The sequence below is a fragment of the Cyanobium sp. BA5m-10 genome (genome assembly GCF_024346255.1).
Classification (GTDB): Bacteria; Cyanobacteriota; Cyanobacteriia; order PCC-6307; family Cyanobiaceae; genus Cyanobium_A; species Cyanobium_A usitatum.
Window position 1 is genome coordinate 39,163 of the sequence record NZ_JAGQCP010000001.1, and the last position, 20,787, is coordinate 59,949.

A 20,787-nucleotide genomic window follows, 5' to 3' on the forward strand; every position below is an offset into this window, starting at 1 on the left:
CAAACACTGATTTCACCGCCAGCGGAATTTCTTGCCAATCCACCTCAAAAGCAGCCACAGCAATCCGCAAACTGCAGCCGTCAAAAATATCCCAACTAGAACGCTGGTAAATGGTTTAAGGGCAGCTGCAACACCTGCGTAACCAGCCCCCAGCGTTTGACCAGCAAGCGTGAGCAACAATATCCAAATCAGACTGCCTGCCGTAGTCCAAATCAGAAACAAAGGCTGGGGCATCATCTCGATGCCAGCTGGCAACGACACCAGCGTGCGGACCCCGGGGATAATCCGCCCCCAAAACACCACCGCTACTCCGTGGCGATTGAACCAGCGGCGGCTGCGGGCTAGGTCCGCAGGCCTCAAGCCAAACCAGCGGCCATGGTTTGCCAACCACTGCTCAAGCTGCTCCTCGTTGATTAGACGGCCGATTCCATACCAAAACCAAGCCCCCAGCACCGTGCCCAACAGGCCAGCCAGCACTACAGGAAACAGCTGCAGCCTTCCCTGCTGGATCAGAAAGCCTGCCAGCGGCATCACCACCTCCGAAGGAATAGGTGGCACCAGGTTTTCCAGCAACATCACCAGGGCGATAGCCCCATATCCCAGAAGCGGGTTGGCATCCACCGCCGCCAGGAGAAGCTGGGGAAGCTTCTCCATCAAGGCGGACAGATCGGCCATCAATTCATTGCGGCAGGGGTGTTAGCCCGGCGGCGACCAAACCATTGCCGCAAAAGCTTCTCAGCCTCGAGGTAGATGAAGAACAACAGGCTCACCCCAACGCACACCATCAGATCGGCAAAGGCCAGGGGCTCTGTGCCAAAGAAACGGGACAGCCAGGGCACATAAAGCAGCAGCAATTGGAGGCCACTGGTGAACACCACCGCCCAGAGCAGCCAGGGATTACTGAAGGGGTTCACCTGCAACAAGGGGCGATCACTACGAGCCGACAGGGCATGACCCATTTGGGCCAGGCATAAGGTGGTGAACACCATGGTTTTCCAGGGGCCATCCACGCCCTGGGTGCGATATATCCACACCATCATGGCAATCGTCATTAAGCCGAACACCACACCAACTCGCACGATGTAGCGACCAATGCCCCTGGCAAAGATCGATTCACCCGGTCGAGCAGGGTCCCGGTCCATCAGGCCGGCCTCCGCCGGCTCGAGGGCCAGAGCTAGGGCCGGCACCCCGTCTGTAACCAGATTCATCCAGAGGATCTGCAAAGGAGTTAGAGGAACGCCAATCAGACCAATCAGGGGTGCCGCCGAAATCGTGACCAACTCGCCGACATTGCTACCCAAAATGTATTTAACGAAGCGGCGAATATTGGCGTACACCAGTCGCCCCTCCTCCACCGCGCTAACAATCGTGGCGAAGTTGTCATCCAGCAGCACCATGTCGGATGCCTCCTTGCTCACCTCCGTGCCAGTGATGCCCATGGCTACACCGATATGGGCTTGCTTAAGGGCAGGGGCGTCGTTAACCCCATCTCCCGTCATCGCTACCACCTGGCCATTGGCCTGCAGGGCCTTAACGATGCGCAGCTTCTGCTCAGGCGGCACCCGGGCATAGACACTGCAGCGAGCCACCACCGCGCGCAGCTCCTCATCACTGCAAGCTTCCAGTTCCCGCCCCAGCACCACCTCACCATCGAGGGTGGTTAGACCAATTTTTGAACCAATGGCCCTGGCGGTGAGCGGGTGATCGCCGGTGATCATCACGGGCCGAATGCCAGCACCGCGGCAGATCGCCACCGCCTCAGTTACCTCGGGCCGTGCCGGATCCAGCTGGGCCATCAGGCCAATCAACACCAAACCAGAGAGGTCTTGGTCCGGACTGGAATGGTGGGGAGAACAGGCAAAGGCCAGCACCCGCAAACCCGAAGCCGCGAGGTCGCGGGCCTGATCGATCCACCACTGGAGCTGATTGGGGCTGAGCGCCACTACCCCGGAACCATCCAGCCAGCTGCTGCAGCTAGCCAGGATCACTTCAGGGGCACCCTTGCTGATCATCAGCTGATGGGAGCCTTCTGCCGCTGCCCCGAGGGGAGCCTGGAGGCTGCCATCCGGATCATTCACCCATACCGCCATCAACTGACGCTCTGAGCTGAAAGGAATCTCGGCCTTGCGGGCATAGCGCTGCCTGAGCTCGAAATCGTCGAAACCAGCCTTACCAGCAACCACGGCCAAGGCTCCTTCCGTGGGGTCGCCAAGCACCTCCCATACCCCCTCTGCTCCTTGGCGCAACTCGGCATCACTGCAGAGCACACCGGCCTGCAGCAGCAGATTCTGCAAACCAGGATGGGCCCCGGCCAAGGGAGCCTCAGGTGCTGCCAGGAGTGCTGTCGTGAATTCGCCGGTGGGCTCGTAGCCGTTGCCACCCACCAGCACCGATTGATTGCCGAAGCGCAGCTCCTGAACGACCTGGCGATTTTGGGTGAGGGTGCCGGTTTTGTCGGAGCAGATCACGGTGACAGAGCCCAAAGCCTCCACCGCTGGCAGACGCCGAATAAGGGCAGCACGCCGCACCATGCGCTGGGTGCCGATAGCCAGGGTGACGGTGATCACGGCCGGCAAGCCCTCGGGCACAATCGCCACCGCCATCGATAGGGAAACTTCGAGCAGGTCGAACGGGTCTTGACCCAGCAGCAACCCAAGGCCCACAACAACTGCTACCAGAGCCAAGGCTGTGCCAACCAGCACCTTGGCTAGACCATCGAGCCGCTCCTGCAGGGGGGTGCTCTCGCCGCCAGCGGTGTTGATCAGGGTGGCTATCTGACCCAGCTCAGTGGCCATACCGGTAGAGGTCACTACCGCCACCCCCCGACCCCGCACCACCTCGGTGCCCTGGAACATGCAGTTCTGGCGCTCCAGCATCGGTGTGGCTGAATCCAGCACCAACTCGGCTCGCTTAAACACGGCCTCCGACTCACCAGTGAGGGCGGCTTCTCTCACTCCCAGATCAGCCGTCTCGAGTAGGCGCCCATCAGCCGGCACCCGATCGCCGGCCTCGAGGCGGATCAGGTCGCCCGGCACCAGCTCCTCACTCGACAACTTTTGCCACTGGCCGTCGCGGCGCACCTGCACCTGGGGTTGGGACATATCGCGCAGTGCCAGCAGGGCCTTCTGGGCCCGGCTCTCCTGCAGATAGCCCAGCAGGCCATTGAGAGCAACGATCACCACAATCGCGATCGCATCCTTAGGGAACTTCTGCTCCACATAGGCCACACCGGCGGAAACAGCAGCAACCGCCAGCAACATGATCAACATCACGTTGCTGAACTGGTCCCACAGGATCAACAAGTTGCTGCGACCAGCTGCAAGTTCAAGCCGGTTGGGGCCAGTAGCGGCCAGACGCCGGCTTACCTCTGCCGTGCTCAGCCCAGCCTCCCCGCACTGCAGCTCCTGCAGGCAGGATTGCCCATCGATGGCATGCCAGTTCTGGGGCATGGGAGTTGTCATGAAATCAGAAGTAGTTGGAATGGATAATTAGGAAGGAATCAGCTGATCTGACTGAGGAACTGCTTACTGCGCTCATGGCGCGGATTAGTAAAAAACTGCTGCGGCGGCGCCTCCTCCACCACCTCGCCATCAGCCATAAGCACTACTCGGCTTGCAACCTTACGCGCAAAGCGCACCTCATGGCTTACCACCACCATGGTCATGCCGTCGCGGGCCAGCTCCTGCATAACTGCCAGCACCTCCTGCACCATCTCGGGATCTAGGGCGCTGGTGGGCTCGTCAAACAACATGATGCGGGGCTCCATGCAAAGCGAGCGAGCAATCGCCACCCGCTGCTGCTGGCCGCCGGAAAGCTGGCCTGGAAATTTGTGGGCCTGCTCGGCGATCCCAACCCGCTCCAACAACTCAAGGGCCTGGCGCTCCACCTCAGCTTTAGGGCGCTTGCGCACCTTCACCGGCGCCAAGGTGAGGTTGTCGAGCACCGTGAGGTGGGGAAACAAATTGAACTGCTGGAACACCATGCCAACCTCCCGGCGGATCGCATCTATGCGGCGCAAATCGTCGCTGATTTCAATGCCATCCACCACGATTGAGCCCTTCTGAAAATCCTCCATGGCGTTGAAGGTGCGCAGAAAAGTGCTCTTACCCGAGCCCGACGGTCCCATGATCACCACCACCTCACCTTGGTGCACGTATAGATCAACACCACGTAGGGCATGGAAGCCGTTGGGATACCACTTCTCGACCCCACGGGCCTCGATCATCAGGGCGGGTGAGCTGGTCATGCCTGTGGAGCAGAGGGGGAATGGGGGTTAAGGCGAGTTTCTAAGGCACGACTGCCCAGCCCAAGGGCAGCGCAGCAAGTCCAAAACAAAATAGCGAGCACTAAATACACCTCCGCGTTCTTACCGAGAAACATTGGGTTGGCCATCACCGTACGGGCGGTGCCGAGTAGGTCAAGCAGGCCGATCAAGGAGAGCACGGTTGTGTCTTGCAGCAGGGTGATGAATTGGCCCACCGTGGCTGGCAGGGCAACTCGTATGGCCTGGGGCAGCATCACGTGGATCAGGGCGAGCGGCATGGGCAGCCCCAGGGAGCGTGCCGCCTCCAGTTGACCCGCAGGAACGGCAGCCAACCCGGAGCGCACCGCCTCAGCCACATAGGCAGCAGCGAAGAAGGTGAGCACCCAGGCAGCCCGCCAAACCCGATCTGGAGCCAGGCCGCCTGGTAGCAGGAAACCGAGGATGTTCTGCCCCAGAAACAGCAGGGTAATAAGTGGTGCCCCGCGGATGAACTCGATGTAAATAACCGAGCCCCAGCGCAGCAGCGGCAGCTCGCTGCGGCGACCAAGGGCGAGCAGCACCCCCAGGGGAAAGCACAACAGGATGGCAAAGGTGGCCATCAACACCGTGAGCAGCAAGCCACCCCACTCGGAAGGCGGCACCTGCACCAGCCCCAGGCCGCCACTAATCAGCATCATGCCCACCAGATAAAGCAGGGGCCAAAACAGGGGAATCAGCCGGCGGCAAGCCTGGGGAATGGCTGGGCCGTAGCGCCCGGCGGCCAAGCGGGCGAGAAGCAAGAGGGCAGCAATACCCCACCAACGCGCCTGGATTGCAAGGGTTAGCTGTAGGGCCATGGGCCGCCATAGGGCGAGCGCCACCAAAATTGTGGCGGCCCAGCGGTCATTGCGGGGCCAAAGAGCACGAACAGCACCGGAGCCTGGGAAAGCCCTAAACAGACCCCAACTCAGTCCGGTTGCCAGGGCCAGCAAGGTAGTGAGCAGCCATAGGCGCCACTGCTGCTCAACTGGGTAGCGACCTACAGCAAACAGGGTGCTGTTGGCACTGAGCACAGCCCATTGGGCCTGGAAGAGGGCCCAGCGGAAAAAGCCGAGGCCTACTGCCAGCAGGGCTGCCAGCAAGGCGATCGAAATCAGGCCATCGATTCGGCTGCCAAAGAGCTCCTTTTGCAATCTGCGAAAGGGACTCGCTCGCACCACCAGGGGAGCTGTACTTGCCATTTCAGCGCTCTCTCAGCTGCACCAGGCTATTTAGCGCGTTCATCAATGCAGAAATCACGAGGTCGATCACTAAGTAAGAACCCAACAGGATCAACATCACCTCAACTGCACGGCCGGTTTGATTGAGGGTGGTTTCGGAAACGGAATAGAGGTCGGTGAAACCGCAGGCCACTGCCAGTGAGGAATTCTTAGCAAGTGAAATGTATTGGCTATTGAGTCCCGGCACAATCACGCGCAAGGCTTGGGGCAAAACGATCCGCCGCAGGGTCAGCAGGGGCGAAAACCCCAGAGAGGTGGCTGCCTCCCACTGCCCCTTAGGCACAGAGGCAATACCGCCGCGCACCACCTCGGAAATAAAGGCAGCGGAATAAACCACCAACCCGGTGAGCAGAGCCCCAAATTCAACGGTGAAGCGCAGGGGGGCCTGCCATACCCCATCTACCAGTTCGGGGGAGCCCAAATAAAGTCCTGATTTGGCGAGCACTAGGCCCGGCAGCTGCAGTGCGTCGCGGCCATTCGGCAAGGCCAGAAACACCACGAAATACCAGAACATCAGCTGCAGTAGCAGAGGAATATTGCGAATCACCTCCACATACACACGCGCCAGTCTTCGCAGCAGCCCATTGCTGCTGAAAGAAGCAGTGCCGATAAGGGTGCCCAATACCGTCGCACCCACTAAGCCCGTTATCACCACCCGCAGGGTGTTGACCAGCCCTGCCAGCATGGCTCGCCAGTAGGGAAGGCTGGCATCAAACGGCAGGATAGTTTCAGCCAGATCAAATCCTGCTGGCTGCCCCAGCCAGCTCCAGCTGAGCAGCAGGCCCCTGCTGGTGAGATTGAGCAACAGGTTGGTGAACAGAAAAGCCACCACCACAACCACCAGCAGGGCAACCACGCCCTGGACTAGCCAGGGCAGGTAGCGGCGGTTGCGCCACCAGGGGGTGACTTCAGATCGGCTGGTCATGGCAGCGTGCCGGCGCTATCGAATCTCACAGGAAGGGTGGCGAATACATCAGGCCACCCTCGCGCCATTGCTTGTTGACACCTCGCTCAAGCTTGAGGGGTGATCCCGTGCCCACATTGCGCTCAAACACCTCGCCGTAGTTACCCACAGCCTTCACCGTGCGGACCACGAAATCAGCAGGCAACCCCAGCTGCTTACCAAGGTCGCCCTCCACTCCAAAGAAACGACGCAACTGGGCGAGGTTTTTGTTTGCCTTGGCCTCTGCCACCTTTGCGTCGATGTTGGCGGCAGTGATGCCCATCTCCTCTGCCTGAATGAGGCTGTATACGACCCAGCGCACAGCATCAGCCCAGGCAGGATCGGAATTAACAGTGGCGGGGTTTAAGGGCTCCTTGCTCAACACATCAGGAAGCAGGATGTGCGCCGAAGGGCTTGGGAAACCGGTTCGCTTTGCAGCTAGCCCGGAGCGATCGGTGGTGACGGCAACGCAGCGCCCTTGCAGGTAGGCGGCGTAGGTCTGTTCACCCGATTGAAATTTGAGTGGCGTATAGGCGGCATTGAGCTCCCGCATCCGGTCAGCCAGGTTGAGCTCTGATGCCGTTCCGGTCTGCACACAGATCGGCTTGCCGACGACATCCTTAAGGGATCGAATGCCGCTACTAACCGGCACCATCACGGCCTGGCCATCAAAGAAGGTGGTGGGGGCAAAGGCAAGAGCATTACCCCCAGGCGCATCGCGACTGAGGCTCATGGTGGTGTTGCGGGAAAGGAGGTCGACTTCACCGCTACTTAAAGCTGCAAAGCGTTCGGTAGCACTGAGGTCGCGGAAACTCACCTTGGCGGGGTCCGACAAAACCGCAGCCGCTGTTGCCTTACAAATGTCTACGTCCAGGCCGCTGTAGCTGCCGTCAGGACTCACAAAACTGAAACCCGGCAGCTTGCCGTCCACGCCGCAGATCAAGCTGCCCCGAGCCTTGATAGCGGCCATTTTCTGGCTTTGAACGCTGCCGCCATCACTGGCGCAGCCAACCAAGACTAGGGACGCGATCAGGGGTAGGACGGCATTAAGCCGGTGTAGCAGGGCCATGGATGATTCCGCTCACGGCGCAGTACTAGTTCAAGGTTAGTGTGGCGCCCTAATGCGCTTAATCAGAGCCATGGCTCACCGTCCACATCGCCTCGAGTGGATATTTGAGCGTTGGCTGTGGCGCTTCCGGCTGATCGCGATTGTGCCGGTGGTGATGAGCCTGCTCAGTGCTGCAGCCGCATACCTTGCCGGCACCCTGGAGGTGCTTAGTGCCCTGAAAGCGCTGCTCAAAGGCTCTGGCGACACCAGTTACGCAATCGCCGTGCAGCTGGGCAAGTTGGTGGGCGGAGTCGACCTTTACTTGATCGGCATCGCCCTGATGATCTTTGGCTACGGGGTGTATGAGCTGCTGATCTCCAACATTGAAGCGGCGCACGAGGACGGCAAAGACGGCGGCAGCGGCCTGCTCGACATTCGCAGCCTCGATGACCTCAAGGAAAAGTTGGTAAAGGTGATCGTGGTGGCGTTGATAGTGTCCGCCTTCAAGGCCATGTTGATCTTCCCAATCCATAACAGCACCACCAACCTGCTGGTATTCAGCGGCAGTGTGTTGCTGTTGGCCCTAAGCGCCTGGCTGGTGGCTGGCGGCAAAAAAGCCCCCCACGCCTAGGTGAGGGCCTTGGGCCTTGGCCCTTCAGCGCCCACCAAGCCGGCAGGGCAAACAGACAGCAATAGAGGGCCGGCCCCCACTGCCAGCCCTGCTCCTCCAGCAGCCAGCTGCACACCACTGGAGCGGTGCCAGCAAATAGGGCCATCGCCAAGCTGTAGGCGATCGAAAAAACAGTGCAGCGCTGCCGCACTGACACCTACTCCACTGCCAGCACCCCCCTGCCCGCCCATGGCGATCATTACGGGCAACACCCCGAGCAGCTGACCCACAGCCAGGCCGCTGGGGCCAGCCAACTGCACCACAGGCAAGGCGATCGGCGCCACCAGGGCGAGCAGCAGCGTGCCAAGACGGTTGACCTGCAATTTGCCCCAGCGATCCGCCAGCACGCCGCCCAGTAGAACTAAGGGCAGGCCCAGGGTCTGGATCACGGTAGAGGTGGTATTTGCCTGGGCCAGGCTGGAGCCGGCCTGGTGAGCGCTGTAGTCGACCTGATATACAAACAGCACATAAAACACGACGTTGGCGAAGGACACCAACGCGATGATGCGCAGCACCAGCGGACCCTGCTGACGCACCTCCACCAGCCCCAGGCATCCATGGCGGCATTGCCGAGGGAGCGGGCCAGCAGGGCCACGGTGAAGAATCCCAGGCTGGCCAGCAAGCCCTGCTGACCAGGGGGGGCCGCTTCGGTGGCGTAGGTCATCGAACCGGTGAATTCACCGCCCACCGAAAACCCTTGCACCATGAGTAGGCCCAGCCAGGGCCAGCCCCGCCCCCGAACCCCACTGGGAATGAGTCGGCAACAGGGCAATCAACAGGCTGGCGGCGCCCATCAGCACGATGCTGAGGCTGAGCATGTTGCGGCGGCCGAGCAGGTCGCCGATCGGGCCGAGCACCAGGCTGCCCACGGGCCGCATTAGGTAACCCACCGCAAACACGCCGAAGGCGGCCAATGCCTGCAGGCCCGGATCCTCGGCCGGGAAAAAGGCATGGCCAAGTGGGGTGGCCAGGGTGGCGGCGCGCCGCTGCTGCGGGGTGAGATCCATTGTTAGAGACCGTTACCTGAATCGAGTTGGCTGCTCTCCCACCCTTCGAGGATCCGATCCAGGGGCACCCAACGCCCACCGAGCCGGGCCAGGACAATGATCATCGTAATCGGGAAATCGCGTTTAACTATTAACGGAAGCACCATGGGGCCCTCGCCAGCAGAGGCCACACTGCAAAGACCGACCACCACCAAGACGTTAAAAATATTGTTATCCAGAAGTTTGCTGATGGCGATATCGCCGCAGTCTTGAATCGTGGAGATCAAACTCTCTAAAAGCCCTGGCACGCTGGTGCCTAGAGAAGCCACCGTTGGGGCGATCACAATCTGGTAAGTACTCAACAACAGGGCAAGGCAGAGGAGCCCGCCGCTCACAAACAACTCGCCACTGGCCAAAGTGGCCTCGGTGAGGGCTGCCGAAGAATCGATATAGGGATTTTGTACAATCGAGCCGCCGACAGGGGCCAAGCCGTGGACTGCGACCTACGATTTCTCTAGAACTTAGACAGACATTTCGAGTGATTGATCCTGACGTCACAATTGCCGCAGCTGCCTCGGCCCAGCCCGACGAGCTCGAAAGCCTCTTTACCTTTCTGGGCCAGATTCAGCAGGATGGTGCCCTGCGCGACCAGCTCAACGATGTGATTACCGCTCCTGATGTGGTGGCCATAGCCGCCGATCAGGGCTTCAGCTTCCAGGCCTCCACATTGCTGGGCCTGTTCGAGCGCTGCAATGAAGCGCCTCTGGCGCGCCAGGGGCTGATGGACGAAAAGTTGATTCGTGTCTACCTGCAGCGGCAGCGCCTGCAGGCCCCATGACCGCAACCAAACGCCAAGCTCTGCTTGGTCTCTGGCAACTTTGGCTGAGGCCCTAGCCCAGGGCGATTTCAGTGGTCTGCCAACGGTGGAGTTGATGGCAGACGACGAATTGCCAGGGGCCCGCAGCCATTTTTCAGAAAGCAGCCAAACGGTATTTCTCAACATCAGCTGGCTCGCTGGTTCTGACCAAAACGCCGCACTGCATGAGTTGACGCTGCGCTGGGGCGAGCATCTGGATGTGCTGTTAAACACCTAGACACCCCTGGAGACGAGGGCAGCCGCTTTGCGGCCCTGCTCAGCGCTGGCCTAGCAACTCCTCCCAAGTGAGCGGTTGGGAGGGGGGACGTCCTTGGGGACGGGAGTGCAGCGGGCAGCTGGGATAGCTGGTGCGGCTTGAGCGGGATAGGGACGGGGAAACAATAAACATGGAAAAGTGAATCGATATGGATCTCGCACCGAAGGATTGCCATTCCCATAAGGGGAATTCACACGGAGCAATCGCTAAGCAGAACAATCAAACTGGACTGAGCTGACTTGGCCTACAGATCTGACTTGGCAGACTGATCGGCCTTCCCCAGGAAGCGCAGGGGATGCATGGTGCTTGTTCTGGCCTGCGCAAGCTCTTAGAGCTAGCCGGCTTCTGCCAGACCCCTCAACCATAGCCCGAGAGCAGGTACCCCTTCGCTTGAGAAATTCAAATGATGGGTTTAAGCAACAAAGCACCCACGAACAGGGCCGTATAGATGCTGAGCAGCAGCAAACCCTGGTACCAGGTCAGGGAATCCCCTTCCGTGACCCAGTGCACTGCAAAGGCGGTGGCCCCAAGGCAGGCAAGGGCCTGGGGCGGGAAGGTGAGGTGTAGGAAACGCCCCATTAGCGGTCCGAGCAACACCAGGACTGGCAATACGAACAACATCAACTGGACGCTGGATTCGACGGTGCTGGCCATCGCCAGCGCCATGCGACCTCGACTGGCCGCCCGAAAGGCGACCAGAGCTTCTGGGATTGCCGAAAACAACGGCAACAACAACATGCCCACAAATAGGGGGGTGACCGCACTGCCTTTGACCAGATCTTCGAGCCCAGCCACCAAGTGCTCCGAAACCCCGGCAATGGCCAGGGCCACCAAAACCAGCACCCCCACAATTGCCGGCAGGGATGCCTGGGACTCGCTGGTAGCACTAGCTTCTGCCAGCTCCCTCTCAACAGCAAAGAGCCCCCGATGGGTACCCAGTTGATATAGGTAGGAAAGCAGATAAGCCAGCATCACAATCACCGCTACGACCAGGGAGTAGACAGCAAATAGATCAAATACGTTGCCGCCCTCGGTGATCGGGTGCATCGAGTCCCAGAAAAAGATCGAGGGGACCGACATCAAAATCACACTTATCAGCAACTGGCGGGTGCTCAGGCCACGACTGTGGCGATTGAGATCCACCACCAACTCCCGCCTCCCAGCCACGATCGTGCTGATTCCGAGCACCAACAGACTGTTGGTGATCACGGCACCGGCAATGCTCAACACCACCAGGTCGTAGAGGCCGCTTTTCAAGGCCGTCAGGGCGATCACCAGCTCAAGCAAATTGCCCAGAGTGACGTTCAGCAGACCTCCCAACCGCTCACCAACGCGGTGCACAAGTCGATCGACCAGCTCAGCTGTGATCTGGGCCAGAGGGATCAGGGCCAGGCCGCAAAGCAGGAAATAGGGGAGCTTGAAAGGGCCCGCCGCCTCAGGCGGCACCACAATCGCCACAGCGCTCACCAGCAGCAGCAGCTTCCAGCGACCACTCAAAACTTCTCGAATCAGCACGAGGCAAGTCCAACCAAAATCGATGGGGGCAGGGGGACTTGAACCCCCACAACGTTGCCGTCTGCGGATTTTAAGTCCGCTGCGTCTACCAATTCCGCCATGCCCCCTGCTTGGCCATCCTAAATTGGTGGCAACAAGAAGGTTTGCCGTGCAGCTGCCCGGGTTTCTTCAATCCGTTTCGCCTGATCTACTGCTGGTGCTGGTGGCCTATGCCCTGATCGCAGGCGCCTATTTAGTGGCCGTGCCCCTGCTGCTTTACGCCTGGATGATCAAGCGTTGGACAGTGATGGGCAAGCTCGAGCGCTTCGGGGTCTACGGACTGGTGTTTCTGTTTTTCCCTGGTCTGATTTTGTTTGCTCCCTTCATCAACCTGCGCATGGCAGGCCAGGGCAACGTGCTCTCATGACCAACGGACGGGCCCTGCTGCTGGCCCTAGGGGTATTTGGCTTGGGCGGTGGCGGTTATTGGCTTTTTCAGGCCGGAGGCTTTGAGGGCTTTTCTGCTGGTATCGCCGCCTCTGCCCTGCTGATGGTGCTGGTACTCGCCTGGACGGGCAGCTACCTATTTCGGGTGGTCACAGGCAAAATGACCTTTATCCAGCAGCGGCGCCAATACCGCGAGGCCTACGACGCCTTCACCACGGCAGCTCTGCAGCGCAAGTTTGACGCCCTCAGCCCCGAAGAGCAGGAGCGACTCCTGCGCGAAACGGGCCAGCTGCCAGAAGCTCCCCAGGGCGAGACATAGGCTCACTGGCCGAAGCCCTTATCGCTGCTGTGTCTGCCGCCCCTACCCAAATCCAGCAGCGTTTCATCTCCCTTCGCCAACAGGGACGTTGCGCCCTGATGCCGTTTTTGATGGCGGGCGATCCGGATCTGGCCCACACCCGGGCCAGCCTGCTGGCCCTGCAGGCCAATGGCGCCGACCTTGTGGAGCTCGGCATTCCTTACAGCGATCCCTTGGCCGATGGACCGGTGATCCAGGCCGCCGCCAGCCGAGCCCTGAAAGCTGGCACCACTCCAGCCGGGGTGCTGGAGATGCTCAGCTCCCTCAAGGGTGAACTGACCATGCCCGTGGTGCTGTTCACCTACAGCAACCCCTTGCTCAACCGCGGCATGGAGGCCTTCTGTGCCGCCGCCGCCACCGCCGGAGCCGCCGGCTTGGTGGTGCCCGACCTACCCCTTGAAGAGGCCGAGAAACTCTCAGCAATCGCAGCAGCTGCCGGCCTCGATCTGGTGCTGCTAGTGGCGCCCACCACGCCAGCCGAGCGCATGGGAAGAATCCATCAGGCAAGCCGCGGCTTCACCTACCTGGTGAGCGTCACCGGCGTGACCGGGGTGCGCACAAACCTTGAATCCCGGGTGGGCGATCTGGTGGGCCAGCTCAAGACCCTGGGAGATACGCCAATCGCCGTGGGCTTTGGCATTTCCGACCCCGAGCAAGCCCGTCAGGTGCGCGACTGGGGCGCCGATGGAGCAATTGTGGGTAGTGCCTTAGTGAAAGTGATGGCGGCCGCCCATGGCCAGCAGGGCGACGTTGCCGCCGCGGCCGGGCGCTTCTGCGCCGAGTTGCGGGCCGGGCTCGACGCTTAAGCCCCTCATGCTCTTTTCCCCCGCCTGCGAGCGCAACAAAGGGCCGATCCTGGCTGTGCTTAAAGAGTGGTTGCCGGCTCACGCCCAAGTACTTGAGATCGGCTCAGGCAGCGGCCAGCACGCAGCTTTCTTCTGCCAGCAGATCGCAGGCCTTACCTGGCAGACCAGTGAACGCCAAGAGAGCCTCACGGATCTGCAGGCCCAGCTGGAGGCCCTGAGCCCCACGCTGCCAGCCGCCATCGCCCTGGATGTCACGGACGCTGGGCAGTGGCCTTGCCAGAGCTTCGATGCTGTATTTAGTGCCAATACGGCTCACATAATGTCGGCCGCGGCCGTAACCCATCTATTAGCCGGAGCCTCGCGGGTGTTGCGGCCTAGCGGGCTGCTGCTGCTCTATGGCCCCTTCCAGTACGGCGGCATACACACTGCCGCCAGCAACGCCGCCTTCGACCAGCACCTGCGCAGTCTCGATCCAGCCATGGGGGTGCGTGATGCCATTGAGCTGGTGCAGCAAGGCCAAAACCTCGGTCTCGACCTCCTAGCCGATCTGCCCCTGCCGGCCAACAACCGAATGCTGGTGCTGGAGCGTCCTAAGCCCGCCAGCTGTAGCCACCAGGCGGCGTAGGCCGCTGAACAGGCGATCGAGGGCCTCAGCCAGATCCGCAGCGTCGAGCAGGCCGTAGCTGAGCCGCAACACCGGCCCAGCGTCGCTTGAATCCAGCCCGAAGCTGCCGCCGCTCAGGGTCGCCACCCGGTGCTCGAGCACCAGCCGCCGCATCAGCGTGTCCGCATCGAACGGCAACGGCACAGCAACTTGCAGCAGGGCGTAGAAGGCCCCATCGGGCTGGGCCAGCAAGCGCACCGGCAAGCCCTGGGCCTGCTGCTCTGCCACGGCAGCCAGCAGCTGCAGGCGCAGCTTCGCCAGGGCTGCGATCCGGGGCGCGCACCAGGCCGGACCGGCAGCTAGGGCGGCCCGGGCGGCGTGCTGGGTGAGTCGGGGCGGACAGATCAGCACCGTGTCCTGCACCTTCAACAAGGAAGGCAGCAGCGCCTGCGGTACGGCCATGTAGCCCAACCGCCAGCCCGCCAGGCCGTAGGCCTTCGAGAGCGAATGCAGCGACACGGTGTGGGCGGCGCTGCCCGGCAGGGAACCGGCGCTCCAGTGGGGCTCCTCGCCGTAAACGAACTGCTCGTAGGCCTCATCGCTGATGTGAAACAGGCCGTGCAACGCACAGAGCTGGTTGATCGCCGCCAACACCTGGGCCGGAATCACCACGCCGCTGGGGTTATTTGGCGACACGGTGACGATGGCCCTGGTGCGCGGGGTGATTGCCGCCGCCAGCCTCTCTGGATCGGGTATCAGGCCCGCCTGCACCGGGACTGGCACCGCACCGGCCAGCTGCACCGCCATCACGTGGTTGAAATAAAAGGGCACAGGCAGGATCACCTCGCTGGGTTCCCCTGGGGGGCCCGCTGCGATCACTTGAGCTACCGCGTTGAAAGCCATGTTGCTGCCGGCTGTGACCAGCAGCTCAGCCCCTGTGAGGTCGAGATCGTTCTGGTTGGTGAGCTTGGCGGTGATTGCCGCCAGCAGCTCTGGATCACCAAGGAGTGGCCCGTAACGGTGCAGCGCTGGCCCCCCGGTCGCCAGGGCCTCGGCCACGGCAAGGGCTACGCCTGGTGGCGGATCCCAGCCCACCATTCCCTGGGCCAGCGACAGGGTGCCGGGGGTCTGGTGCACCAGGGCAGCCAGCTCAGGAATGATTGGGCTGAGTACCTTCGCCAACCGCTGGCTTGGGCCCGGTAGGGGGTAAGCGGGATAGCTCACAGCCCTAAGACTCAAGGGTTGTATTTGGCAGTTGACTGCTTAACGCAGACGGACTTGGCCTGATCCAAGCTTTGGCCTTTGCTGTAGCCGTCGGCAATGCAGCCACAGGTCTCGTCGACCATGCCAGCAGGTGGTGTTTTGCCTGCCTTCTTGAATTCATCCTGCATGGCGCTGGAGCATTTGCCAACAATGATCTGCTTCATCATGTTGGCTTGGGCAGGAGCCGCGAAAAAGGCAGCGCTAGCAAGAACGAGAAAGGAGCGAAGCACGGGAATTTGGGATCTTAAGACACCCTTCTTAACACCCCTGATCGGCAACCAGAAAGCAGGTAACCCCGTAATGTCAGGCCCCGATAACTCCCAACATCATGCGCTTCGTGCTCTGGGGTACCTACTGCGATGACGCCCTCGAAAAGCGCGGCCCCTATCGGGAAGAGCACCTAGCCGGACTGCAGAGCCTTAAAGACGCCGGCACCCTGATCACCCTGGGCCCCACCGAAGGCAGCACCCATGTGTTCGGGATCTACGAGGCCGACAGCAAAGAGAAGGTTGAAGCCCTGGTCAAGGCAGATGTCTACTGGCGCAATGGCATCTGGACTGAGGTGCAGGTGTATCCCTGGATCCAGGCCTTCTGAAGCAAGTTCAGACCTTGGGCCAATCCAGCTGGGCCTGCAGCCACACGTAGCCCGCCACCGCCTCTGCTCCCCCTTCCCCAAGCACGGCTGCATAACCAGACATCTGGCCCTGGCCGGCGGCGGCAATTACGGCGATCCGCTCCGGACCATCGATGCCATTGCGCTCTAGGGCCGCCAGGTGCAAGTTTTTGCCGCGGCGAATGATATTGCCCCCGTTTACGTGGCAGCCAGCGCAATGGTTGGCAAATAGCTCTGCCCCATCCGCCGCAGGGGCAGCCCAAGACGGCTCTGCGCTGATGACCAGCGCCGCCATCACCACGGCTAACAACGCCAATCTGGCCAACCCCAACCCCCGCAACAGCTTCTGAAGCACCGTGGGAATCTTGCTATCGATGATTCCAGTGTGCGCCTGCAGGCGCTAAACAGGGTCTTACGCCGCCACCTGGGTCCTGGCTAGCCCCTTGCCACCCGTCACCCTGCTGCACAGCGCCGACTGGCAGATCGGCAAGCCCTATGCCCGGGTCAGCGATCCAGACAAACGCGCCCTGCTGCGCCAGGTGCGGCTCCAGGCAATCGGCCGTATCGCAACCCACGCCGCCGCCACAGCAGCTGACTTAGTAGTGGTAGCTGGGGATCTGTTCGACTCACCCACGCCTGGCGCAGCGGATGTAAGTGCCGTGTGTGCCGCCATCGGCACGATCCCTTGTGCCGTGCTGGTGATCCCCGGCAACCACGACCACGGTGCCCCAGGCAGCGTGTGGCATACGCCCTATTTCCAGGCGGAGCAGGGGCGCCGCGCCGCCAACCTGCAGGTGTTGCTGGAGGCCACACCCATCGAACTGGCAAGTGTGGTGGTGCTGCCCTGCCCGCTTCTGCGTCGCACTGATGCATGCGATCCCTGCGGCTGGCTCAACGGCCTCAACTGGAATGAGCTGCCTAAAAACAAGCCCCGGTTGGTGCTCGCCCATGGCTCGGTTCACGGCTTTGGTGCCACCGACCTTGATGCCGCTGGCGAGCCAGACGACGACAACCCCGGCGATGCCAGCAACCGTTTGCGGCTGGAGGGAGCCTGGTTGGAGCATGTTGACTATGTGGCCTTAGGCGACTGGCACGGCCTCAAACGGGTCTCCGAGAAGGTTTGGTACAGCGGCACCCCCGAAGCAGATCGCTTTCCCCGCAGCGCCGACTACCGCTGCGGCCAGGTGTTGCAGGTGCAGCTTGGGCGGGGCGTGGTGCCCCAGGTGAGCCCCTTGGCCACCGGAGCGCTGAACTGGCATCCCCTGCGCATCCAACTGCAGCAAGAGAGCGACCTTGAGCGACTCGAGGCCCAGCTGGAACGCCTGCTTGGCGGGCGCATCGGCAGCGACCTGCTGCTGCTGGAGGTAGGCGGCAGCCTCAGCCTGGCTGGCCATCGCCGCTACGCGGAACTGCTGGAGCGCCTAGATGCCCAGCTGCTGCGCCTGAAACTGCGTGGTCGCTGTGAAGCGGCGCCCGGAGATGCCGAACTAGCCGAGCTCACCCAGCGCCCCGGCGACCCCCTGGTTGCCCGGGTTGCCCAAGAGCTGCATCGCTGCCTTAAGGCCCCTGGCGACGCCGACCCCACGGTGTTGCGTCTAGCCCTCAGCGAGCTGCACCAGACCGTGGCCCAGTTGCAGGTCTAAATATGCGCCTGCTCCACGCCACCCTGCGCCAGGTGCGCCTGCACCAGCAGCTCGAGCTCCAGTTCGATCCCCGCTTCACCCTGCTGGGCGGCCCCAATGAGGCGGGCAAGAGCACGGTCGTGGAGGCCCTGCACAAGGTGCTGTTCCTCAAGGCCAGTGCCACGGGCCGGGCGGTAGACGAAATGCGCTCCCGCCTGCACAGCGGCCTGCCGGAGGTGGAGCTGAGCTTCGAGGCGGCCGGCGCCCGCTGGGAGCTACGCAAGCGCTTTTCCGGGGCAAGTGGCACCTGCCAGCTCAGTAGCGATGCGGGCCTGGCCCTGCGGGGGGCGGCGGCGGAGGAGCAGCTGGCCCGTCTACTGGGGGTGGATGGGCCAATCGAGGGCAGGCGCCACAGTCAGTTGCCGCTGCGCTGGGCCCACCTCTGGGTGCGCCAGGGGGAGGCCGGCACCAACCTGCTGGGCAGCCCCAGCGAGGCCTACGACGTTGAACAGCTGGTACAACAACTGCAGCAGCGGGGCGCGGCTGCCGCAGCCCTGGAATCCCCCCTCGACCGCCTGGTAAGCGAGCAGCTGCAGGCCCGGCTCGACCAGCAGTTCACGGCCACTGGCAAGGTGAAGGCTGGCTCCCCCCTGGCCGCTGCCCGCCAGCGCTGCTCAGACGCCCTACTGAACCTGGAGCAGGCCCAAGCCCTCCAAGCTGAGCTGGAAGCGGCCATGGAGCAGCTGCGCCAAATAGGTGAACGGTTGCAATTGATCGAAGCCCAGGAGCGGCCGCAGCTGCAGCGGGCTCTCCAGCTGGAGGCCCAGGTGCGGCTGCGGCGAGCCCAGATCGAACCCCTGCGCCAGCAACTGAGCAATCTTGAGCAGGCCCAGGCGCAGCTGCAAGCGGTGCAGCGGCAGCTGGGCGAGCTAGGAGCGCAGCAACAGGAATGGCAGCTGCAACGCAGCAGCCGGCAACAGCAATTCCGCAGCTTGGAAGCCAATTACCAAAGCTCAGACCAGGCCTGCCAGGAGCTGAAAAACCTGCAGCAGCAACAGGTCGAGCGTCTCGAACTGGCCCAGCAACTGCTCGATCTAGCCAACCTCGAGCGGGAGGCTCAGCAGCTCCTAGAGCATCAACAACAATTCCAACGGCTCCAGCTCCAGGCGGAACAGTGCAAGCAAAGCCTTGCCCAGCTGGCCCCAATCGATGTCGCCGCGGTGAAGGCCCTGCGACAGGCCGAACAGCAATGGGCCCAGGCCGAAGCCCGCAGCCAGGCCATGGCAACAGCGGTCAGCTTGATTGAGACAGATCAGCCCGTAAGCCTCGCCGGCCAGCCCCTATCCCCTGGGGAAACGGTTCAGCTCAATGGCAGCGCCGAGCTGGCGGTGGGCTGCGGGGTTCGGCTGCGCATCAGCCCTGGAGGAGGGGAGGCGACCGCCCAAGCTGCAGCGGCCCTGCAGCACAGCGGCGCGGCTCTGCGCGAGCTGCAGAGCGCCATTGGCGTGGCCAATAGCGAAGCGGCAGAAGTGATTGCCCAGCAGCGCCAGGCCCTGGAGCTCGAGCTGGCCAACCTGCGCCAAGCGGCCAGCGCCATCCCCTGGAGTCGCTTGGAAGAGCAGATCACCGCCCTCGAGCCGAGGCGTCAGCGCCTGCTCAGCCGGCTGGCACACCATCAATTGCAGCGCCAGAGCCTGGCCGAAAGCGGCGAGCTGCCCCAGGGGCGCGCGGAGCTCGAGGCCTGGATCGAGGAGCTGCGGCGACAAGCCAACGAGCTCAGTCAAAAGCAGCAGCAGGCCGAAGCCGGGCGCACAAGCTGGCGCCAGCAGCTCGAGCAGCAGCACCGAAGCAGCCAGGAACTGGAGCGAAACCTCGAGCAACTCACGGGCTCCCTGAGCACCTTGGCGGAACGCCAACTAGCCCTACAAGCCAGTCACGGTGATGCGCAGCAACTAACTGATGCGGTGAACAACAGCCGCCAGGCCCTGCTCATCCAAGAGGCGGAGTTGTCTGCCCTGGATAACGAACTGCTCGACAAGCTGCCAGCTGGCGGCGCCATCGAGCAGCGCCTACGCCTACTAGATAGCGAGAAAGACGCCCTGCTCACCAGCCGCGGCCAAAACGAGCAACGCTGCCTCACTCTTGGCTCGGATGATCCAGCGGCATTAGTGGAACATCGCCAGGCCGCCTGGGAGACGGCCCAGGCAGATCTGGAGGCACTAGAGCTCCAAACCCAGGCATTGCAGATGTTGCAGAACCTGTTTCACCAGACCCGCCAGGATTTCTCCCAGCGCTACAGCGAACCTCTGGAGCAGGCCATTGGGCCCTACCTCCACTACCTGCAAAGCGGCAGGCACCAGGCAAGCCTGGACTTTGACCCCAAAAGTGGGTTTGGCAATTTCGAACTTCAACAGGGCCAACACCGCTTTGGCTTCGAGCAGCTAAGTGGAGGCATGCGCGAACAATTAGCCGCCGCCCTGCGCTTGGCCATAGCGGAGGTGCTCCAACCCGCCTACGACGATTGCCTGCCGTTGATATTCGACGACGCCTTTGCCAACAGCGATCAACAGCGCCTGCAAGCGCTGCAGCTGATGCTGCGCCGAGGGGCCAACCACGGCATGCAACTGATCCTGCTGTCCTGCAACCCGAATGACTATCAGGCGCTGGCTGCCGAGCTTGGCAGTGAAATCGCCCTAGCCGCCTGACCAGAGAGTCGTGGGCGGCAAGACAAAAAAACCCCGGACCAGCCGGGGGAAACAATTAACAGATGCTTAAGCAGCGTCAAATGGGGACGCGGCTATCACTCTTCGTCTTCGTCGGTGGCACCGGCGGGAATCAGGCGAATCTGCTTGCGGCCGAGCTTGATCTCGAACTCATCGCCGGGCTTGAGATCAAGCAGTGCCGTGTAGGCCTTGCCGATCAGCAGGTTGCCGTTGCCTTGCACGGTAGCGATGTAGCTGAGTTTGCGGCCGCCCTTGCCAACCTTGCCAGCACCGCCAAGCTCAACGCCCTTGGCTTCAAGCAGGGCCTCATAGAAGGCAGTGAAATTAAGGCGCTCGCCGCCATCCTTCTTATTGGAGACATAGCCGCAGACCCGGACGATCTCCGACTTACCCACATCGCCAAGCTCTTTGACCTTGGCAAGCAGTTCTGATCCTGTGAGCATCGATTTAGGGGATTGGTGGGTGAATTGGCGGGGCTTAAGAGGTTTGCCCCTGGGAATTACATTCAGAATTTACACCATTAACTGCAGCTGCCAAGCTTTGCCAGGCAATTCA

At 61.8% G+C, this 20,787-nt stretch carries 25 protein-coding genes and 1 tRNA gene; 10 read left to right on the plus strand and 16 right to left on the minus strand.

What is annotated here, in order from left to right:
• Positions 1-12: 12 nt before the first annotated feature.
• Genes KBY85_RS00210 through KBY85_RS00235 form a run of 6 tightly spaced genes read right to left on the minus strand, consistent with a single transcriptional unit; the run spans position 13 to position 7,535 of the window.
• On the minus strand, positions 13-675 hold the full coding sequence (locus tag KBY85_RS00210) for a DedA family protein (protein WP_254959600.1): 663 nt from the start codon (positions 673-675) through the stop codon (positions 13-15).
• Complete coding sequence (locus KBY85_RS00215; RefSeq protein WP_254959601.1) at positions 675-3,461, minus strand: cation-transporting P-type ATPase; 2,787 nt, start codon at positions 3,459-3,461, stop codon at positions 675-677. Before KBY85_RS00215 ends, KBY85_RS00210 begins: the two co-directional genes overlap by 1 nt.
• A gap of 38 nt (positions 3,462-3,499) precedes the next feature.
• A complete protein-coding gene (locus KBY85_RS00220; protein WP_315859516.1) occupies positions 3,500-4,246 on the minus strand; it encodes an amino acid ABC transporter ATP-binding protein in 747 nt (248 codons plus the stop codon).
• The gene (locus KBY85_RS00225) at positions 4,243-5,484 is read right to left on the minus strand and encodes an amino acid ABC transporter permease (protein ID WP_254959602.1); all 1,242 of its coding nucleotides are present in this window, start codon (positions 5,482-5,484) and stop codon (positions 4,243-4,245) included. Before KBY85_RS00225 ends, KBY85_RS00220 begins: the two co-directional genes overlap by 4 nt.
• A 1-nt stretch (position 5,485) precedes the next feature.
• Positions 5,486-6,448, minus strand: a complete 963-nt coding sequence (locus KBY85_RS00230) for an ABC transporter permease subunit (RefSeq protein WP_254959603.1) — start codon at positions 6,446-6,448, stop codon at positions 5,486-5,488.
• Between the two features lie 25 nt (positions 6,449-6,473).
• Positions 6,474-7,535 carry an amino acid ABC transporter substrate-binding protein gene (locus KBY85_RS00235; protein WP_254959604.1) on the minus strand — a complete coding sequence of 354 codons (1,062 nt, stop codon included), beginning with the start codon at positions 7,533-7,535 and terminating at the stop codon, positions 6,474-6,476.
• 70 nt (positions 7,536-7,605) lie between these two features.
• Between KBY85_RS00235 and KBY85_RS00240 the strand changes: the two genes are divergently transcribed.
• A complete protein-coding gene (locus tag KBY85_RS00240) occupies positions 7,606-8,145 on the plus strand; it encodes a YqhA family protein (RefSeq protein ID WP_254959605.1) in 540 nt (179 codons plus the stop codon).
• Here KBY85_RS00240 and KBY85_RS00245 read toward each other — a convergent pair.
• From KBY85_RS00245 to KBY85_RS00255, 3 genes are all read right to left on the minus strand, one after another.
• Entirely contained in the window at positions 8,142-8,726 is a 585-nt protein-coding gene (locus KBY85_RS00245; protein ID WP_254959606.1) for a hypothetical protein, read from the minus strand. The genes KBY85_RS00240 and KBY85_RS00245 overlap by 4 nt on opposite strands.
• A gap of 135 nt (positions 8,727-8,861) precedes the next feature.
• Entirely contained in the window at positions 8,862-9,191 is a 330-nt protein-coding gene (locus KBY85_RS00250; protein WP_254959607.1) for a hypothetical protein, read from the minus strand.
• 2 nt (positions 9,192-9,193) lie between these two features.
• A complete protein-coding gene (locus KBY85_RS00255; RefSeq protein WP_254959608.1) occupies positions 9,194-9,658 on the minus strand; it encodes a hypothetical protein in 465 nt (154 codons plus the stop codon).
• A 50-nt stretch (positions 9,659-9,708) separates the two neighbouring features.
• Here KBY85_RS00255 and KBY85_RS00260 point away from each other — a divergent pair, with 50 nt between their 5' ends.
• Both KBY85_RS00260 and KBY85_RS00265 read left to right on the plus strand, forming a co-directional pair.
• Entirely contained in the window at positions 9,709-10,008 is a 300-nt protein-coding gene (locus KBY85_RS00260; protein WP_254959609.1) for a Nif11-like leader peptide family natural product precursor, read from the plus strand.
• Between the two features lie 40 nt (positions 10,009-10,048).
• Positions 10,049-10,264, plus strand: a complete 216-nt coding sequence (locus tag KBY85_RS00265; protein WP_254959610.1) for a hypothetical protein — start codon at positions 10,049-10,051, stop codon at positions 10,262-10,264.
• 39 nt (positions 10,265-10,303) lie between these two features.
• On the opposite strand, the gene KBY85_RS00270 is transcribed toward KBY85_RS00265, so the two are convergent.
• From KBY85_RS00270 to KBY85_RS00280, 3 genes are all read right to left on the minus strand, one after another.
• Positions 10,304-10,435: a hypothetical protein gene (locus KBY85_RS00270; protein ID WP_254959611.1), complete on the minus strand. Its 132-nt coding sequence runs from the start codon at positions 10,433-10,435 to the stop codon at positions 10,304-10,306.
• A gap of 267 nt (positions 10,436-10,702) precedes the next feature.
• The gene (locus tag KBY85_RS00275; RefSeq protein ID WP_254959612.1) at positions 10,703-11,800 is read right to left on the minus strand and encodes a calcium:proton antiporter; all 1,098 of its coding nucleotides are present in this window, start codon (positions 11,798-11,800) and stop codon (positions 10,703-10,705) included.
• A 41-nt stretch (positions 11,801-11,841) separates the two neighbouring features.
• Positions 11,842-11,925 (minus strand) — tRNA-Leu (locus tag KBY85_RS00280).
• A gap of 41 nt (positions 11,926-11,966) precedes the next feature.
• Here KBY85_RS00280 and KBY85_RS00285 point away from each other — a divergent pair.
• From KBY85_RS00285 to KBY85_RS00300, 4 genes are read left to right on the plus strand one after another with little or no spacing between them, the layout of a single operon-like run.
• On the plus strand, positions 11,967-12,224 hold the full coding sequence (locus KBY85_RS00285; protein ID WP_254941772.1) for an NAD(P)H-quinone oxidoreductase subunit L: 258 nt from the start codon (positions 11,967-11,969) through the stop codon (positions 12,222-12,224).
• The gene (locus tag KBY85_RS00290; protein WP_254959613.1) at positions 12,221-12,562 is read left to right on the plus strand and encodes a DUF3007 family protein; all 342 of its coding nucleotides are present in this window, start codon (positions 12,221-12,223) and stop codon (positions 12,560-12,562) included. The genes KBY85_RS00285 and KBY85_RS00290 overlap by 4 nt, the downstream gene beginning before the upstream one ends.
• A gap of 29 nt (positions 12,563-12,591) precedes the next feature.
• Positions 12,592-13,407, plus strand: a complete 816-nt coding sequence (trpA, locus tag KBY85_RS00295) for a tryptophan synthase subunit alpha (RefSeq protein WP_254959614.1) — start codon at positions 12,592-12,594, stop codon at positions 13,405-13,407.
• 7 nt (positions 13,408-13,414) lie between these two features.
• On the plus strand, positions 13,415-14,032 hold the full coding sequence (locus KBY85_RS00300) for a DUF938 domain-containing protein (protein WP_254959615.1): 618 nt from the start codon (positions 13,415-13,417) through the stop codon (positions 14,030-14,032).
• Here KBY85_RS00300 and KBY85_RS00305 read toward each other — a convergent pair.
• Positions 13,946-15,250, minus strand: a complete 1,305-nt coding sequence (locus tag KBY85_RS00305; RefSeq protein WP_254959616.1) for an aminotransferase class I/II-fold pyridoxal phosphate-dependent enzyme — start codon at positions 15,248-15,250, stop codon at positions 13,946-13,948. The two genes, KBY85_RS00300 and KBY85_RS00305, sit on opposite strands and share 87 nt — an antisense overlap.
• Positions 15,247-15,504, minus strand: coding sequence for a hypothetical protein (locus KBY85_RS00310; protein ID WP_254959617.1), 258 nt, complete (start codon positions 15,502-15,504; stop codon positions 15,247-15,249). Before KBY85_RS00310 ends, KBY85_RS00305 begins: the two co-directional genes overlap by 4 nt.
• A 98-nt stretch (positions 15,505-15,602) precedes the next feature.
• On the opposite strand from KBY85_RS00310, the gene KBY85_RS00315 reads away from it, so the two are divergent.
• The gene (locus tag KBY85_RS00315) at positions 15,603-15,869 is read left to right on the plus strand and encodes a YciI family protein (protein WP_254932341.1); all 267 of its coding nucleotides are present in this window, start codon (positions 15,603-15,605) and stop codon (positions 15,867-15,869) included.
• A 7-nt stretch (positions 15,870-15,876) separates the two neighbouring features.
• Here KBY85_RS00315 and KBY85_RS00320 read toward each other — a convergent pair whose 3' ends face one another.
• Complete coding sequence (locus KBY85_RS00320) at positions 15,877-16,242, minus strand: c-type cytochrome (RefSeq protein WP_396121785.1); 366 nt, start codon at positions 16,240-16,242, stop codon at positions 15,877-15,879.
• 88 nt (positions 16,243-16,330) lie between these two features.
• Between KBY85_RS00320 and KBY85_RS00325 the strand changes: the two genes are divergently transcribed.
• Both KBY85_RS00325 and KBY85_RS00330 read left to right on the plus strand, forming a co-directional pair.
• Positions 16,331-17,530, plus strand: a complete 1,200-nt coding sequence (locus KBY85_RS00325; RefSeq protein ID WP_254959618.1) for a metallophosphoesterase — start codon at positions 16,331-16,333, stop codon at positions 17,528-17,530.
• Positions 17,531-17,532: 2 nt separating this feature from the next.
• Positions 17,533-20,214 carry an AAA family ATPase gene (locus tag KBY85_RS00330; protein ID WP_254959619.1) on the plus strand — a complete coding sequence of 894 codons (2,682 nt, stop codon included), beginning with the start codon at positions 17,533-17,535 and terminating at the stop codon, positions 20,212-20,214.
• A 95-nt stretch (positions 20,215-20,309) separates the two neighbouring features.
• On the opposite strand, the gene KBY85_RS00335 is transcribed toward KBY85_RS00330, so the two are convergent.
• Positions 20,310-20,675: an AbrB family transcriptional regulator gene (locus KBY85_RS00335; protein WP_254959621.1), complete on the minus strand. Its 366-nt coding sequence runs from the start codon at positions 20,673-20,675 to the stop codon at positions 20,310-20,312.
• Positions 20,676-20,787: the final 112 nt, after the last annotated feature.